Genomic DNA, 15938 nt, shown 5'->3' with positions numbered 1-15938 from the left:
AAAAAAGGGGCTGGAAAAAATAAGATTTCCAGCCCCTTTTTGACTTAATGATCTATTTGGCTACTATTTTTCTTTGCCGGCCTCGGACATCATCTTGAGCATGGTGTATTTGTCTGCCACCTCGTCTTCAATCTTGGCCCGCAGCCGTTTAGATTCTTCGGGAAAACTCTTTTCAAGGGCGGCAAACCTTACCTCGCCTCCCAAAAAGTCCTGAAGGGTTCCGTCCGGTGCTTTGGAATCCAGGGTAAAGGGGTTTTTGCCCTCATCCACCAGAAGGGGATTATACCGGTACAACGGCCAGTATCCGGACTCAACCGCCAGCTTTCCTTCCAGCTGGGATTTGCCCATGCCTTTTCTGATCCCCTGGTTGATACAGGGGGCATAGGCAATGATCAAAGAGGGTCCTGGATAATTTTCCGCTTCCAGAATGGCCTTCATGGTCTGGTTCTTGTTGGCACCCATGGAGATGGACGCCACATACACATAACCGTAACTCATGATCATCCGGCCCAGATCCTTTTTACCGATCTTCTTGCCCGAGGCGGCATACTTGGCAATGGCGCCAGTGGGCGTTGCCTTGGAAGACTGGCCGCCTGTATTGGAGTAAACTTCCGTATCCATGACCAGGATATTGATGTCGTCCCCGGATGCCAGGACATGATCCAGGCCGCCGAATCCGATATCATAGGCCCAGCCGTCACCCCCGAAGATCCAATGGGATTTTTTCACAAACAGATCTTTGTCCTCATAGATCTCCTTGAGAATCCCTGACCCTTCTTCCTTGAGCAGGGTGTTCAGGGCCAGGCCGGCTTTTTTGGATTCTTCAGCATCATCTTTGCCGGCAATCCAGGCTTGAACCGCTGCTTTAACATCCTTGGAAACATCCCCTTCCAGGGCCTGTTCCATTTTTACGGCCAGGGTCTTTCTTCTGGACTGGGTGGCCAGCATCATGCCGTATCCGAATTCGGCTGCATCTTCAAACAATGAGGATGCCCAGGCAGGGCCCTGGCCGTCGGCATTGGTGCAATAGGGCATGGCCGGGGCTGATCCCCCCCAGATGGACGAACATCCCGTGGCATTGGCAATGGTCATTCTCTCCCCAAAAAGCTGGGTAATGACTTTTACATACGGGGTTTCGCCGCAGCCGGCACAGGCACCGGAGAACTCAAGCAGCGGCTGAAAGAGCTGGCTGCCCTTGACGGTCTCACGTTTGAGCACATCGGTTTTAAAGGGAACATTCAAAGAAAATTTGTGGTTGACCTTTTGTACATCCACCTGGGACGCCAAAGGTTTCATGACCAGGGCCGTGGTTTTGGCAGGACAGATATCAGCGCAGTTTCCACATCCCTGGCAGTCCAGGGGATTGACCTGCATCCTGAATTTAAACTGATCCATGCCCTTGCCTTTGCCCTCAACCGTAACAAAGGCCTCAGGCGCATTAGCCAGTTCCTCGTCTGTTGCCACAATGGGGATGATGGCGGCATGGGGGCAGACATAGGCACATTGGTTGCACTGGATGCAGTTTTCAGGAATCCACTCAGGCACATTAATGGCCACCCCGCGTTTTTCATACTGGGCGGTTGCCTGTTCAAATACCCCGTCAACGGAAAATGCAGACACGGGCAGATCATCCCCGCCCTGGGCATTGATCTGCCGCATGACATTTTCCACAAAAGGTGTGGCCGGTTCAAGTTCAAACGGTTCAGACACGGCATCTTTCCAGGACTCGGGCACATCTACTTTTACCAATTTATCCAGGGTTTTATCCACGGCCTCAATGTTCATATTGACAATGGCATCCCCTTTTTTACCGAACATCCGTTTGATGTCTGCCTTGAGCAGTTCAATGGCCTGGTCCACGGGCAGCACATTGGCCAGGTTGAAAAAGCAGGTCTGCATGATCATATTGATCCGGTTGCCAAGGCCGACTTCACCGGCGATTTTAACCGCGTCAATATAGTAGAAATTCAGGTTTTTCTTATAAATGGTCTGGCGCACAGGTCCCGGGATATGTTTTTCCATGTCTTCAAGGGACCATTCGGAGTTGAGCAAAAAGGTGCCCCCCTCTTTGATTCCCTTGAGCACATCGTAGATCTCCACATAGTTGGATTTGTGAACCGCTACAAAATCAGGGTTTTCTATGAGATAGGTGGATTGAATTTTCACATCTCCGAACCGCAGATGTGACACCGTAAGACCGCCTGATTTTTTAGAATCATAGGCAAAATACCCCTGGGCGTATTTGTCGGTGTTGTCCCCGATGATCTTGATGGCAGACTGGTTGGCTCCAACGGTTCCGTCAGACCCAAGCCCCCAGAATTTGGCGGCGATGGTGCCTTCAGGGGCAGGATCAAATCCCTTTTCAACCTCAAGGGAGGTATGGGTGACATCATCGGTGATTCCCACGGTAAAATGGTTTTTCGGACCGATTGATTTCATGTTGTCGTATACGGCTTTGACCATGGAGGGGTTAAACTCCTTGGAGGAAAGACCATAACGGCCGCCGATGATTTTAGGCCCTTCGCCGTATTCCATGAATGCGGTGCACACGTCCTGGTACAATGGTTCGCCAATGGCGCCGGGCTCTTTGGTCCGGTCCAGAACGGTCAGGGTTTCAGTGGTGGCAGGAACAGCCCGGAGAAATGCCTCGGTGTCAAAGGGCCTGTAAAGTCTGACCTTGATCAGGCCAAGACGCTCACCCTGGGTGTTGAGCTGGTTGATGGATTCCTCAATGGCTTCACAGCCGGAGCCCATGGCCACGATCACACGGTCGGCTTCAGGATCACCCACATAGTCAAACGGGCTGTAATACCGGCCGGTTAAATCCCCGACTTTTTTCATATAGGCTTTTACAATGCCGGGCACGGCAGTATAAAAGGCATTGGCCGCTTCCCTGCCCTGGAAATATATATCCGGGTTCTGGGCCGTCCCCCGGGTATCTGGATGCTCGGGATTCACTGCCCGGTTTTTAAACGCTCTGTACGCCTCATAGTTAAACAAAGAGGCCATGTCCTCATATTCGATCATTTCAATTTTCTGGATCTCATGGGAGGTTCTGAACCCGTCATAAAAATGCAGAAAGGGCACCCTGGCATCCATGGTGGCCAGATGGGCTACCAGGGCAAGGTCCTGGGCTTCCTGTACAGAACAGGAGGCCAGCATGGCAAAACCGGTCTGCCGGGCAGCCATGACATCCTGGTGATCCCCGAAAATGGAAAGGGCATGGGCGGAAATGGAACGAGCGGTTACGTGAAAAACACTGGGGAGAAGTTCGCCGGATATTTTATACATATTGGGTATTTTAAGTAAAAGACCCTGGGATGCGGTAAAGGTAGATGTAAGGGCACCGGCGGCAAGGGATCCGTGAACCGCACCGGCCGCACCGGCTTCTGACTGCATTTGTTTAATATCCAGAACCTGACCGAAAATATTTTTCCTCCCTTTGGAAGCCCAGGAGTCTGCGATTTCACCCAAAGGACTTGAAGGGGTAATCGGATATATGGCCGCAACCTCGCTCATGGCATATGCCACATGAGTTGCCGCGGTATTTCCGTCAATGGTCTGCATTCGTTTTTTCATAGTTTTCACCTCGCGTATGTAATGAGAAATTCCATTAATCCCAATATAACCCGTCACACATACAATAAATTAGTTTGATTGTAAATAAATTAAGGGAAACATCCTTTTTATTTTGAACAGGTTAAAAAATATAATTATAATTTATTTTATAAATAAGTGTTTGTTTATAAAAAACATTTCCATATATTTCACAAACTCGGGCCAGGGTCAAGAATAATATATACGTTTTCACCAATATTCAGGTCTGACCCCGGGTATTTATGACCTGAGAACCCAAATCCACCGCCTAATTTCATATTTGCTCGAATATGGGGATGTTCTGTGCTTTTCTGGCCACCAGGCGGTACCCTATTGCGGCGCCAAGCGAGCGACGAGTGAGGTGAGGTGTACAAGTCAAACTCTCCAGGGAGGAGCAAACCCAGGCAACGAAGAATATGGTATTTTGATGGTGGATCAGGGGAGAAATACTGCTTGACACAATATCTATACTTGTATAGACAGGTATATTGATTCTTTAAAGGTGACGAACCTTGATAACGCTGGACGATGAACATTAAACCAATGAGGAGATATATCATGAAAAAGATAGCTGTGATTGGGATTCTTGTTTTTTGCATGGTGACAGGCGGGGCCTGGGCCCAGGATACGATTAAAATCGGGTTTAACGCCCCCTTAACCGGATTTGCCGCTTCTGACGGAAAATCCTCTTCCATCGGCGCGAAACTGGCCGTTAAACAGATCAATGACGCAGGCGGAATTCTGGGAAAACAACTTGAACTCATGGTTTACGACGACCAGGCAAGTGCCTCCCAGTCCATCCCCATTGCCAATAAACTCATTGGCCAGGACAAGGTTACCGTAGGGATCTCAGGCTCTTATTCCGCCCCCACAAGATCTGCTGCAGGCATATTCCAGGAAGCCAAAATTCCCTATATCTCCGCCTATGGTATTCATCCGGATATCACCAAGGCAGGGGACTATGTATTCAGAACCTCATTTTTAGGCGAAGTTCAGGGCCGGGCCGGTGCAAAGCTCATCGGAGAGACTTTGGGCAAAAAACGGGTGGTCATCATCACCTTGAAAAATGATTTCGGCAAATCCCTGGCCGCAGGGTTCAAGGAAAAGGCCAAGGATTTCGGCATCACCATTGTCAATGAATATGAATATTCCATCAAAGACCGTCAGTTCGGCGCTATTGTGGCCAAGGTTAAATCAGACAAACCCGATGCCATCTATGCTTCAGGGTATTATTTCACCGCAGGCCCCCTGGTGAGCCAGCTTCGGGCTTCAGGGGTCAATGTTCCCGTGATCGGCCAGGAAGGATACGATTCCCAGAAATTCATTGAAATTGCCGGAAAAGCTACCGAAGGCGTAATTATCACCACCTCTTTGGACCGGGATTCTGATGTACCCGAAACCAGTGATTTTATCAAAAATTTCAAAGCCATGGCAGGGTATAAGGCAGATATGGTTGCAGATATTACCGTAAAAGCCGCCACAGGAACCATTAAATTCAACAACCTGGGCGAAGTCATGAAAAATGTCCAGAACCAGGTGGTCAAAAACGGACAATGGCACCACCATTCAGTCATCTCCGATCCCGAGCTTCTGGCTCCCCCTGAAAAATAAAAAATACCTTGTAATCGATATTTTGGCCGGGTCTGCACTGCCGGGACCCGGCCAAAATCCAAGGGTACCTTAATAAGCAGGATTTTGGCTTGAGTTCAGGGCAGATGCAAATTTTAACCACAGGTATATATACGATATTCCGAGGATTCAAATTTGGGTGGTTCTGACCTTTAGGTTATAACGAAGAAATCAAGTCAAAAGACCATTATTAATAAGGATATGCGACGTGCTCTATATTGAACTTATTATTCAAGGACTCATCCAGGGGTCAACCTATGCCATTATCGCCGTCGGCCTGACCTTGATCTACGGGCTGCTCAGGGTGCTTCACGTGGCCCATGCAGGACTTTTTACCCTGGGGGCCTATCTGGGTGTCATTCTGACCAACCAGACCGGGAGCCTGACTTTGGGCATTGTCCTTGCGGCCCTGGCCGCAGGAATTGTGGGTATGGGTATTTACCGCCTGGTATATGAACCCATATTAGACCGGCCCCCCTATGTGGCGCTTATCGCATCCATTGGTCTTTATATCGGCATGGAGGAACTTTTCCGCCTGGTGTTCGGGCCATTCGGCCTGAGCTTTACCCAGCCCCCGCTTCAGGATGTTGTTGTCCTGTTCGGCATCCATTTAAGATCCTGCCAGATTATCACCGTGGTCACCAATATCATCCTTTTGGGGATATTGGCCTGGATTGCCCAGAAAACAAGGATCGGCACCGGGTGGCGGGCAACCGTGGATGACCCCCAGATTTCCGCCTGTTTCGGGATTGATCCCATCCGGGTGCGGTATATGGTCTTTTTCATGGGATCTGCTCTGGCTGCGGCTGCCGGCGTGCTTGTGGCCCTGTTGAGTAATTTTGTAGAGCCGACCATGGGCGCAGTACCCTCTTATAAATCCCTGGCCGTGATCGTTCTGGGGGGACTTGGCAATGTCATGGGCACCTTGATTGCATCCCTGATTCTCGGGATCATTGAGGCCTTTGGCACCATTTATGTTGGTAACCTTCTGGACAGGGACGCCATTGCATTTGCATTCCTGATCCTGGTGCTCATGATTAAACCCACCGGACTTTTTGCATCGAGGTAAGCTATGGGATTATATGAAATCAGTCTTGCAACCGTTGTCGGCATTAATATCATCCTTGCGGTGGGCTTAAACCTAATCACCGGATATTGCGGGCAGATCAGCCTTGGCCATGCCGCCTTTTAAGGCATTGGGGCCTATACCGTGGCCCTGCTCTCAAAAATGGGATGGCCCATCTACCTGACCCTGGGCACAGGGTTTGCGTTCACCGGGATTATCGGGGCCTTTATCGGCCTGACAAGCCTGAGGGTCAGGGAAGATTTTTTAGCCATCGTCACCATGGGGGTGGCCTTTCTCTTTGTGGGCATTGTCAGGCAGCAGGAATTTTTAGGCGGGGAAATGGGTATTGCCGGTATCCCGGCCCATGGGATGACAAAACCCGGATACCTGGTTCTGGTCCTGATTTTTGCCCTTATTTCCATTCTCTTTTCCTGGCATGTAAAGCGGTCCTGGATGGGATTTGCCTTTGATGCCGTGGCCGATGACGAACACACAGCCCGGGTCCTGGGGCTGGATGTCAGGGCATACAAGATCACGGCCTTTGCCCTGGGAACCGCCATGGCAGGACTTGCCGGCGGTCTATATGCCTATTACACAAGGTTTATTGTTCCTGATACATTTGGATTTATTCCGTCGATCACCATCCTTTCCATGGTGGCGGTGGGCGGCATCGGATCCATATTCGGGGTTGTCGTGGCCACTATTTTTTTAACCCTCATGCCTGAAATGTTCAGGTTTATTCAGTGATGTCCGGTTAGGTTTTTGCTTGCTCAATAATTTTTTGATCTTTGACAATATTGTCCCTGTTTGAACTATGAGAGCCCTGCTCCTCGCAGCCAAACAGGTCATTTAGAATGGCGGTTCGCAGCTGCCGAACTCTTTTGATCGTGACCTTTTCATTAAACTGTTTTTGGCAATGGATTGCCAGTAACAGGTAAGTGATAAGGCCGCCAAGAATCTGAACCATAAGGCCGTATTCACTGCGGGCAATGAGATGATATACCTTCAGATGTTCTTTCCACCATTTGAAAAAATCCTCAATGGTCCACCGGAGTTTATAAATTGTTGCTATTTGTTCCGCTGTTAAATCATGCCTGTCAGTTGCCACATAGTATTTGACGCCAGCAATTTTATAGCCAACAACCCGAACAGGCCTTTTCGTCTGGTTTTGATTCGGAGTACCAAGTTTAACCAGTGCATCATAAAAAATGTAGCTGTCGGAAGGGGTCTCGTGGTTATCAATAATTGTTCTTGTTGTCCTGGTTTTTATACGGCAGACAAAATGTTTGCCTTGCTCCTGAAGCAGGTCAAATTCTTTATGGGATTGATATCCACGATCCATAACACCTGTTTGCCCCTTGGAAAGTATTTTGGGAACAAAAGTGCGTTCAGCGCCGTTGCCTTCAGTCAAAAAGATTTTGTTTGGGATTCCGTGATTAATGTCAAATCCGCAATGTACTTTGGCTTTTTTACTTCCTTTTCTGTAGTTCGCCCAGTGCATTGAAAGGACTGCATTTATGAGACTACCGTCAATGGAAACCAACTCTCCTAACTCGGCGTGTTCACCCGGATGACACTCAAGAGCCTGTTTATAAAGATCCTCAAAGATAAATTGCAGTTGTTCGAGTCCCCTGTGATTGATGGCTTCACAGAAACTACTACGGCTGATACCACCGTCTGGCGCAATATTTTCTTTAGCAAAAACATTCTCCTTGAGATCCTGAATTAAATGTCGGGCAGACTTGTGCTCCTGAAGATGGAAATAAACCAAAGCATTTATCTGGTCTTCGAATGTCATTTTTAAAGGGCGGTCTCCTCGAGATTGTAATTCCGGTGCTTTTGAAAGTGACTTTATCAGAGGGCACCTGAAATTGTCAAAGTTCAGGGACCGTAGTTGTTTTTTAGGGACTGAGATGTGCGTCATTTGAGCTCCTTGAGTTAAATTTTCAAGGCGCACAAAAATTTTTACGCACATTTGTCAACACAAAACCGACTGTTTTTTCAATGATTTTAGATGCTTTTTATATGCAACAACCTAACCGGACACTACTGAGGTTTATTAATGATTATAAACTGCTGTTGTACGGTGTGCTGCTCTTTTCTGTCATGCGGTTTGCCCCGGACGGTCTGGCCGGTTTTTTCAAACTTGTCACCCAGAAAACGGGAGAAAAAAAATGAGCCCCATTCTTTCGGTTGAATCGGTCACGGTAAAGTTCGGGGGGCTGACCGCCCTGGACAATGTCAGCCTCTCTGTTGAACAAGGAGAGCTTTTAAGTCTGATCGGACCCAATGGGGCAGGTAAAACCACCCTGTTAAATGCTATAACAGGCATTGTCACCCCTGTATCCGCATCCATCACCCTGGGCCAAAAAAGAATCGAGCGCCTGCCCACCCACAAGCGGATCCGTTTAGGCCTTGCCCTCACCCACCAGATTGTCAGGCCTTTTAATTCAATGACGGTCCAAGAAAATATCGCCTTTGCCGCAGGGTTTAAAAAAATGCAACGGGCCATGCCCTCGCTTTTTTTAAAAAACCGTAAAAAGGGAAATAAAACAGCCGATCAATACATGGAAATGGTGGGCATTGAATCCTTTAGCACCCACGAGGTGTCAAAGCTGCCCCTTGGGGTGCTCAAACGGCTGGAAGTGACCAGAGCCCTGTAAAATTATCTTGTTGGACGAGCCCCTGGCAGGCCTGAATTCCCAGGAGGCAGGCAAGCTTGCCGACATGGTCAAAAAGATTTCAACCCAGGGCATGACCGTGGTGATGATTGAACATAATTTAAGCGAGGTGCTCCGCATATCCGACCCCCTCCATGTCCTGGACAACGGCCGGAACCTGGCATCGGGCAGTCCAAAATCAGTGATGAACCAGCCTGACGTCAAGGCAGCCTATCTTGGGGGATAAAATTCATGATACTTGATTTAAAAAATTTAAGCTGCGGTTACGGCAATATGCAGGTGATCAACGAGTTAAACCTATCTGTAAAAAAGGGATCGGTCACCTCAATTTTAGGGGCCAATGGGGCGGGAAAATCATCCCTGATCATGGCCATTGCAGGCCAGGTGAATATCAAAAACGGACAAATCGAATATGACAGCCAGGATATCACCCATACCACCCCCATGGACCGGGTGAAAAAGGGAATTTCCCTGGCCCCCGAGGGCCGGCGCCTTTTTAAAAGCCTTTCCGTGTATGAAAACCTTGTGGTGGGCGGGTATACCACTTCTAAACAAGAGACCCAGTCAAATATTGAAACGGTGGTGGCGATCTTTCCCAGACTTGGGGAACGGCTCAGGCAAAAGGCAGGTTCCCTGTCCGGCGGAGAGTAGCAGATGCTTGCCATTGGCCGGGCATTGATGGCCCAGCCCAGACTGCTTATGATTGATGAACTCTCTCTGGGACTCATGCCCAAGGCCATTGATATCTGCTATGACGCCATTCAGGAGCTGAACAAGACCGGGCTGACCATTCTTTTGGTGGAACAGAGCACCCAGAGGGCTCTGGCCGTATCTGATGCCGTGATCGTTCTTAAGTCCGGCAATACCGTCTGGCAGGGAACCAGCCAGGAGGCAAAACAATCATCTGAGATGATTGACGCCATCCTCGGCCTTCATGATGCCCAAGAATAATTTGCAAGCAGGCCATTTAAAATCATGAATGGATAACTGAAAAACCGTGTTTGGATGAACAATTGCGCCTTGCAGCTAAAGCAAAATTCATTCGTTAAATATGCAGGCTAATTAAAATTTTGCCAGACAGCGATCCACACCGGCATGGCAAAAATAGCGATTAAATACTGGATCAGCATCATGGCGCTGATCGTCTGGGTATCTCCCCCATAGCGTTTCACAATAAGGATAAGATTGGTAGCCGGCGGGGATGAGGCCTGGATCATGAGCATGGTGCAGACCAGGGGCAGGCTGATATTAAAGTTTAAAAGATAGACCAGGGTAAATACAGATCCCGGAACCAGGACAAACTTTACCAGGCTGACCCGTAAAATATCTGATATTGAAGGCAGTTGCTTAAAGGAAATAGATCCAATGGTGGCCCCGAGCACAAACACGGCAATGAGAACTGTGGCCTGGCCTAAAAGATCCAAGGATGCCAAGATTGAACCGAAGGGCGTTCAAAATTCTGTGTCAGTTGAATGAAAGCTGATATACTCAGCTAAATAAGGAGAACTGACATGACCGAAGAAAACACCGAATTTGATTTTCAAAAAGCCCTTAAAGGCATCCAGGAAGGTAAACCCTTCACAGGTAAGGGCGGCGTCCTTACATCATTAATCAAAAATCTTGCTGAAGCTGCTCTTGAAGGAGAGTTGGAGTCCCATCTCGGGCAGGAAGTTTCTGCCAACCGCCGTAATGGAAAAAGCAAAAAGACCATTAAATCCCTGGATGGTAAATTTGAGCTGGAAACCCCGCGTGACAGGGCCGGAACCTTCTCTCCACAGATCGTCAAAAAACATCAGACAACGCTCAGCGATGAAATTGAAAGAAAGATAATAGCCCTTTACGGCCTGGGCATGAGTTATAATGATATGGCTTCCCATTTACAGGAAATCTATGGACTTGAGATTTCAAATGCCACTCTGAGCACCATTACCGATAAAATCATCCATACCGTCAAAGAATGGCAGGCCAGGCCGTTGGAAAATGTGTACCCAATCGTATGGCTTGATGCCATACATTATAAAGTACGAGAAAACGGAAAGGTCGGCAGCAAAGCCGTTTACACAATTCTTGGGGTGAATATCGAGGGCCGCAAAGAGGTTCTTGGGCTGTACATATCCGAGAATGAGGGTGCGAACTTCTGGCTGCAGGTGTTAACAGACCTTTCAAACCGAGGGGTAAAAGATATCCTGATTGCCTGTGTTGATGGTCTAAAAGGTTTTCCCGAGGCCATTGAGACCATATTCCCGGACACAGAAGTTCAACTCTGCGTAGTCCACCAGATCCGAAATTCATTGAAATACGTTGGTTCCAAAAATAAAAAGGAATTTATGGCAGATCTAAAACGTGTTTATAAAGCGGTCAATAAGGATCTGGCCGAAGAAGAACTGGATATCTTGGAAAATAAATGGAATGACAAATACCCGATTGTGATAAAATCCTGGCGGAACAACTGGGAACGCCTCAGTCATTTCTTTAAATATCCAGAAGAGATTCGACGGATAATATACACCACAAATACCATTGAGGCTGTGCATCGACAGTTTCGAAAACTGACCAAAACAAAGGGATCATTCCCGAACCAGGACAGCCTGTTAAAGCTGCTTTACATGGGGATCCAGAACGCCAGTAAAAAATGGACAATGCCGATTCAAAATTGGTCACTGACAATTTCCCAGTTGGCAATTTTCTTTGAAGGCCGGCTGGATAAAGAGCTGGGAATTTGATAGGGATTTATTTACAGATGGAAAAGATGGTTCCAGGAACTCCACTCCAGCAAAAGTCAACTCCTCCGACGTGGCTGATTGAAGGCCCATTCTCGGACCTGACTTTTACTTCCGCTGGCGCTGAGGCAGATCCGGGAACCGAAACCGTGACACAGAATTCTGAACATTCCTTTGAACCGGGCACAAGATCACCCATCCCTGTAAATACCGCTGCCGTTGAAATAAATATGGCAGCAAGGGGAGGGGTGAAAAAGTCTGATGCCCGTATCCGGCTTTTAATATCCCCTGAAATCATGACCTTTCCAATACTCCACATCATGGGATTAAGCCCCATGACAAGTAAAAAGCAGTACAGAGCAAATTGGTCAAATTGATCCGGAAAAAGAATCTGGCCGATGGGCAGCACAATATAGATCCCGTTCTGCATACTGGCCAAGGGGTTCTGTTGCAAAAAATTATTAATGTCTGATACAAGTCCGTTTTGGCACTAATTTGTTTGCAGAGAGATAGTATGAAAAATGAAAACCCTTTCAAGTGGCGTCATTATGAAAAAGAAATCATCCTGTTGAATGTTCGCTGGTATCTGAGATATCAACTGAGTTACAGGAATCTGGAAGAGATGATGCAAGAACGGGGCTTGTCTGTGGATCACAGTACCATTTACCGATGGGTTCAGCGCTATGCTCCTGAAATGGAAAAGCGAAGCAGGAAGTATCTGCGGCAATCAAATGATTCTTACCGTATTGATGAAACATATATCAAGGTGCGGGGGAAAATGAAGTATCTTTACCGAGCGGTCGATTCCCGTGGAAATACCATCGATTTTCTTCTTCGCAGCAGACGTAATATGGAATCTGCCAAACGATTTTTTAAAAAGATGCTGCGAGCTTCCAATAGCTCCAGACCTCGGGTTCTGAGTGTTGACGGAAATCCTGCATATCCTCCGGCAGTAAAGGCTTTGAAAGAAAAAAAGCTTCTGAATAAGGACTGTATCCTAAGACAGAATAAATATCTGAACAATATTATTGAGCAAGACCACCGGTTTATCAAAAAGCTTGTCAGAGCTGGTATGGGGTTCAAGACATTTCATTCTGCCTGGCGGACGCTAAAAGGCTATGAAATTATGAACATGATCAGAAAAGGACAAGTTAAAAATATTAGGAAGGGAGAAATTTTAAAGCAGAAAGAATTCGTCGAAAATCTGTTTTCTTATGCTGCGTAAATTTTACGCCTGAACGATCTCTTTGTCCTGGAAATATTTTTTGCAACAGAACCATCGGGCCAGGCGGGCGCTCTGACCAACTGAGCGGCAGATCTGAAAAAAATGCGGACCTTACCTTGATCAGGCTTTCAGTACCTTGAGGATATATGGTTGGAAAAATAATTGTTGTCAGTCACCCGAAAAAAAAAAGCCCGGACCGTTGGAAATCAATGATCAGGGCTTTTAGCACTTTTATTGGATCGGGGGTGGTGGGCCTGGGTGGATTTGAACCACCGACCTCACGCTTATCAGGCGTGCGCTCTAACCAACTGAGCTACAGGCCCCCTTTCATGAAGCCTTTTTACCCCATCTGCTGTGTTACAGATCGTTCGCAGTAGGAAGACTACAGCTTCACGACCTGTGCCTAACAGCTGAGGCAAAAACCCTTCATGAAAATCAAAAGGGGTATCAAAACACCATTTTCCTTGCAACTGGCACTTTGATAAGAACCAGAAACAAGATAAAATATATAAAAAAAGCCCTGACCCCTGTACCAAATGGTACCTGGAATCAGGGCTTTTTAAAGAATAATCCGACGGCGTTCTACTCTCCCACACAGTCTCCCATGCAGTACCATCGACGCTAAGGCGCTTAACTTCCGTGTTCGAGATGGGTACGGGTGTGGCCGCCTTGCCATTGCCACCGGATTAAAATGGCTGGATCTTGGAACTTCTGATTGATGTTCTTCTACATGTCCCAGGGATCCTAATTTGTTATCTGTTGTAGTAAATTTCAATATGTCTGCATTAAAGCGTTTAATCTTGTTTATGGAAAAAAGTGGCTAAGCCTCACGACCTATTAGTACCAGTTAGCTGAACATGTTACCATGCTTACACACCTGGCCTATCAACCTCGTAGTCTTCGAGGGGTCTTCAGTACTTGCGTATGGGATATCTTATCTTGAAGTTGGCTTCCCGCTTAGATGCTTTCAGCGGTTATCCATACCCAACTTAGCTACCCAGCAATGCCGCTGGCGCGACAACTGGAACACCATTGGTTGGTCCAATCCGGTCCTCTCGTACTAGGATCAGATCTCCTCAAATATCCTGCGCCCACGAAAGATAGGGACCAAACTGTCTCACGACGTTTTAAACCCAGCTCACGTACCACTTTAATTGGCGAACAGCCAAACCCTTGGGACCTGCTCCAGCCCCAGGATGTGATGAGCCGACATCGAGGTGCCAAACCGCCCCGTCGATGTGAACTCTTGGGGGCGATAAGCCTGTTATCCCCGGCGTACCTTTTATCCGTTGAGCGACGGCCCTTCCATTCAGAACCGCCGGATCACTAAGACCTACTTTCGTACCTGCTCGAAATGTCTCTCTCGCAGTCAAGCTCCCTTATGCCTTTGCACTCTACGGCTGGTTTCCAATCAGCCTGAGGGAACCTTCGCGCGCCTCCGTTACTCTTTGGGAGGCGACCGCCCCAGTCAAACTACCCACCAGACACTGTCCCTAACCCGGATTACGGGTCGAGGTTAGAACACTGAAATATGAAGGGTGGTATTTCAAGGGTGACTCCACACACTCTGGCGAGCATGCTTCCAAGTCTCCCACCTATCCTGCACATCATATCCCAAAATCCAATGTCAAGCTGTAGTAAAGGTGCCGGGGTCTTTCCGTCTTTTCGCGGGTAGACGGTATCTTCACCGCCATTCCAATTTCGCTGAGTCTCTGGTTGAGACAGTGTGGAAGTCGTTACGCCATTCGTGCAGGTCGGAACTTACCCGACAAGGAATTTCGCTACCTTAGGACCGTTATAGTTACGGCCGCCGTTTACCGGGGCTTCAGTTCAGTGCTTCGCCGAAGCTAACAAATCCCCTTAACCTTCCGGCACCGGGCAGGCGTCAGACCCTATACCTCGTCTTGCGACTTTGCAGAGTCCTATGTTTTTAGTAAACAGTCGCTACCACCAATTCTCTGCGGCCCCCCACAGCTTATAATGAAAATTAATCACCATAGGGGGCATACCTTCTCCCGAAGTTACGGTATCATTTTGCCGAGTTCCTTAACCAGAGTTCTCTCAAGCGCCTCGGGATACTCTCCCTGCCTACCTGTGTCGGTTTTGGTACGATCACCTGCTATCTCGATAGAGGCTTTTCTTGGCAGCATGGGTGCAGTCAGTTTATGGAGCTAAGCTCCTCCTCATCACTTCTCGGCCTTAAGATCGGACGGATTTGCCTATCCGATCAGCCTACCAGCTTGAACCGTCTATTCCAACAGACGGATGACTTGCCCTCCTGCGTCCCCCCTTCTCTCAAACGATAACGAGGTGGTACAGAAATATTAATCTGTTTTCCATCGACTACGCCTTTCGGCCTCGCCTTAGGGATCGACTAACCCTGAGCAGATTAGCTTTACTCAGGAAACCTTGGGCTATCGGCGAGCGGGTCTCTCACCCGCTTTATCGCTACTCATGTCAGCATGGACACTTGTGTAATCTCCACATTGGCTCGCGCCAACGATTCTGCGACAACACAACGCTCTCCTACCATTGTATAAATACAATCCGAAGCTTCGGTACTATGCTTTAGCCCCGATACATTTTCGGCGCAGATCCACTCGACCAGTGAGCTGTTACGCTTTCTTTAAAGGATGGCTGCTTCTAAGCCAACCTCCTGGTTGTCTGGGCATTCCCACATCCTTCTCCACTTAGCATAGATTTGGGGACCTTAGCTGTCGGTCTGGGTTGTTTCCCTCTCGTCCGCGGAACTTAGCTCCCGCGGGCTGACTCCTAAGCTCTAACTTGTTGGTATTCGGAGTTTGGTTAGGTTTGGTAATCTGGTGAGACCCCTAGCCCATCCAGTGCTCTACCTCCAACAAGAAACGCTTAAGGCTATACCTAAATATATTTCGGAGAGAACCAGCTATCTCCAGGTTTGTTTGGCCTTTCACCCCTATCCACACCTCATCCGAACAGTTTTTAACCTGTGACGGTTCGGGCCTCCACGAGATTTTACTCCCGCTTCACCCTGGACATGG

The 15938-nt window shown here is 48.1% G+C and carries 8 protein-coding genes, 1 tRNA gene, 2 rRNA genes and 3 pseudogenes (1 of these 14 cut by a window edge); 7 read left to right on the top strand and 7 right to left on the bottom strand.

What is annotated here, in order from left to right:
• Positions 1-63: 63 nt before the first annotated feature.
• Positions 64-3579, bottom strand: coding sequence for a pyruvate:ferredoxin (flavodoxin) oxidoreductase (nifJ, locus tag HUN05_03655; protein WDP84354.1), 3516 nt, complete (start codon positions 3577-3579; stop codon positions 64-66).
• Positions 3580-4140: 561 nt separating this feature from the next.
• Here nifJ and HUN05_03650 point away from each other — a divergent pair.
• From HUN05_03650 to HUN05_03640, 3 genes are all read left to right on the top strand, one after another.
• Complete coding sequence (locus HUN05_03650) at positions 4141-5208, top strand: ABC transporter substrate-binding protein (protein ID WDP84353.1); 1068 nt, start codon at positions 4141-4143, stop codon at positions 5206-5208.
• Positions 5209-5434: 226 nt separating this feature from the next.
• Positions 5435-6295: a branched-chain amino acid ABC transporter permease gene (locus tag HUN05_03645; protein WDP84352.1), complete on the top strand. Its 861-nt coding sequence runs from the start codon at positions 5435-5437 to the stop codon at positions 6293-6295.
• A 141-nt stretch (positions 6296-6436) separates the two neighbouring features.
• Positions 6437-7039 carry a branched-chain amino acid ABC transporter permease gene (locus HUN05_03640; GenBank protein ID WDP84351.1) on the top strand — a complete coding sequence of 201 codons (603 nt, stop codon included), beginning with the start codon at positions 6437-6439 and terminating at the stop codon, positions 7037-7039.
• Positions 7040-7046: 7 nt separating this feature from the next.
• Here the strand turns inward: HUN05_03640 and HUN05_03635 are convergent, their stop codons facing one another.
• Positions 7047-8216: an IS4 family transposase gene (locus HUN05_03635; GenBank protein WDP87910.1), complete on the bottom strand. Its 1170-nt coding sequence runs from the start codon at positions 8214-8216 to the stop codon at positions 7047-7049.
• A gap of 250 nt (positions 8217-8466) precedes the next feature.
• Here HUN05_03635 and HUN05_03630 point away from each other — a divergent pair.
• Positions 8467-9199, top strand: a pseudogene (locus HUN05_03630) (ABC transporter ATP-binding protein).
• 5 nt (positions 9200-9204) lie between these two features.
• Positions 9205-9924, top strand: a pseudogene (locus tag HUN05_03625) (ABC transporter ATP-binding protein).
• A 107-nt stretch (positions 9925-10031) separates the two neighbouring features.
• On the opposite strand, the gene HUN05_03620 reads toward HUN05_03625, so the two are convergent.
• Positions 10032-10409: an AEC family transporter gene (locus tag HUN05_03620; GenBank protein ID WDP87909.1), complete on the bottom strand. Its 378-nt coding sequence runs from the start codon at positions 10407-10409 to the stop codon at positions 10032-10034.
• 75 nt (positions 10410-10484) lie between these two features.
• On the opposite strand from HUN05_03620, the gene HUN05_03615 reads away from it, so the two are divergent.
• Positions 10485-11696: an IS256 family transposase gene (locus HUN05_03615; protein ID WDP84350.1), complete on the top strand. Its 1212-nt coding sequence runs from the start codon at positions 10485-10487 to the stop codon at positions 11694-11696.
• Positions 11697-11895: 199 nt separating this feature from the next.
• On the opposite strand, the pseudogene HUN05_03610 reads toward HUN05_03615, so the two are convergent.
• Positions 11896-12132: pseudogene (locus HUN05_03610) on the bottom strand (permease).
• A 75-nt stretch (positions 12133-12207) separates the two neighbouring features.
• On the opposite strand from HUN05_03610, the gene HUN05_03605 reads away from it, so the two are divergent.
• Entirely contained in the window at positions 12208-12918 is a 711-nt protein-coding gene (locus tag HUN05_03605) for an IS6 family transposase (protein WDP84349.1), read from the top strand.
• A 246-nt stretch (positions 12919-13164) separates the two neighbouring features.
• On the opposite strand, the gene HUN05_03600 is transcribed toward HUN05_03605, so the two are convergent.
• The 3 genes from HUN05_03600 to HUN05_03590 all read right to left on the bottom strand — a co-directional run.
• Positions 13165-13241: transfer RNA gene (locus HUN05_03600), tRNA-Ile, on the bottom strand.
• 246 nt (positions 13242-13487) lie between these two features.
• A 5S ribosomal RNA gene (gene rrf / locus HUN05_03595) occupies positions 13488-13604 on the bottom strand.
• Between the two features lie 123 nt (positions 13605-13727).
• Positions 13728-15938: ribosomal RNA gene (locus HUN05_03590) — 23S ribosomal RNA — on the bottom strand; it runs 776 nt beyond the window's last position.

The sequence above is a fragment of the Desulfobacter sp. genome, from assembly GCA_028768545.1.
Taxonomy (GTDB): Bacteria; Desulfobacterota; Desulfobacteria; order Desulfobacterales; family Desulfobacteraceae; genus Desulfobacter.
This window is presented reverse-complemented; position numbering and strand designations above follow the sequence as displayed.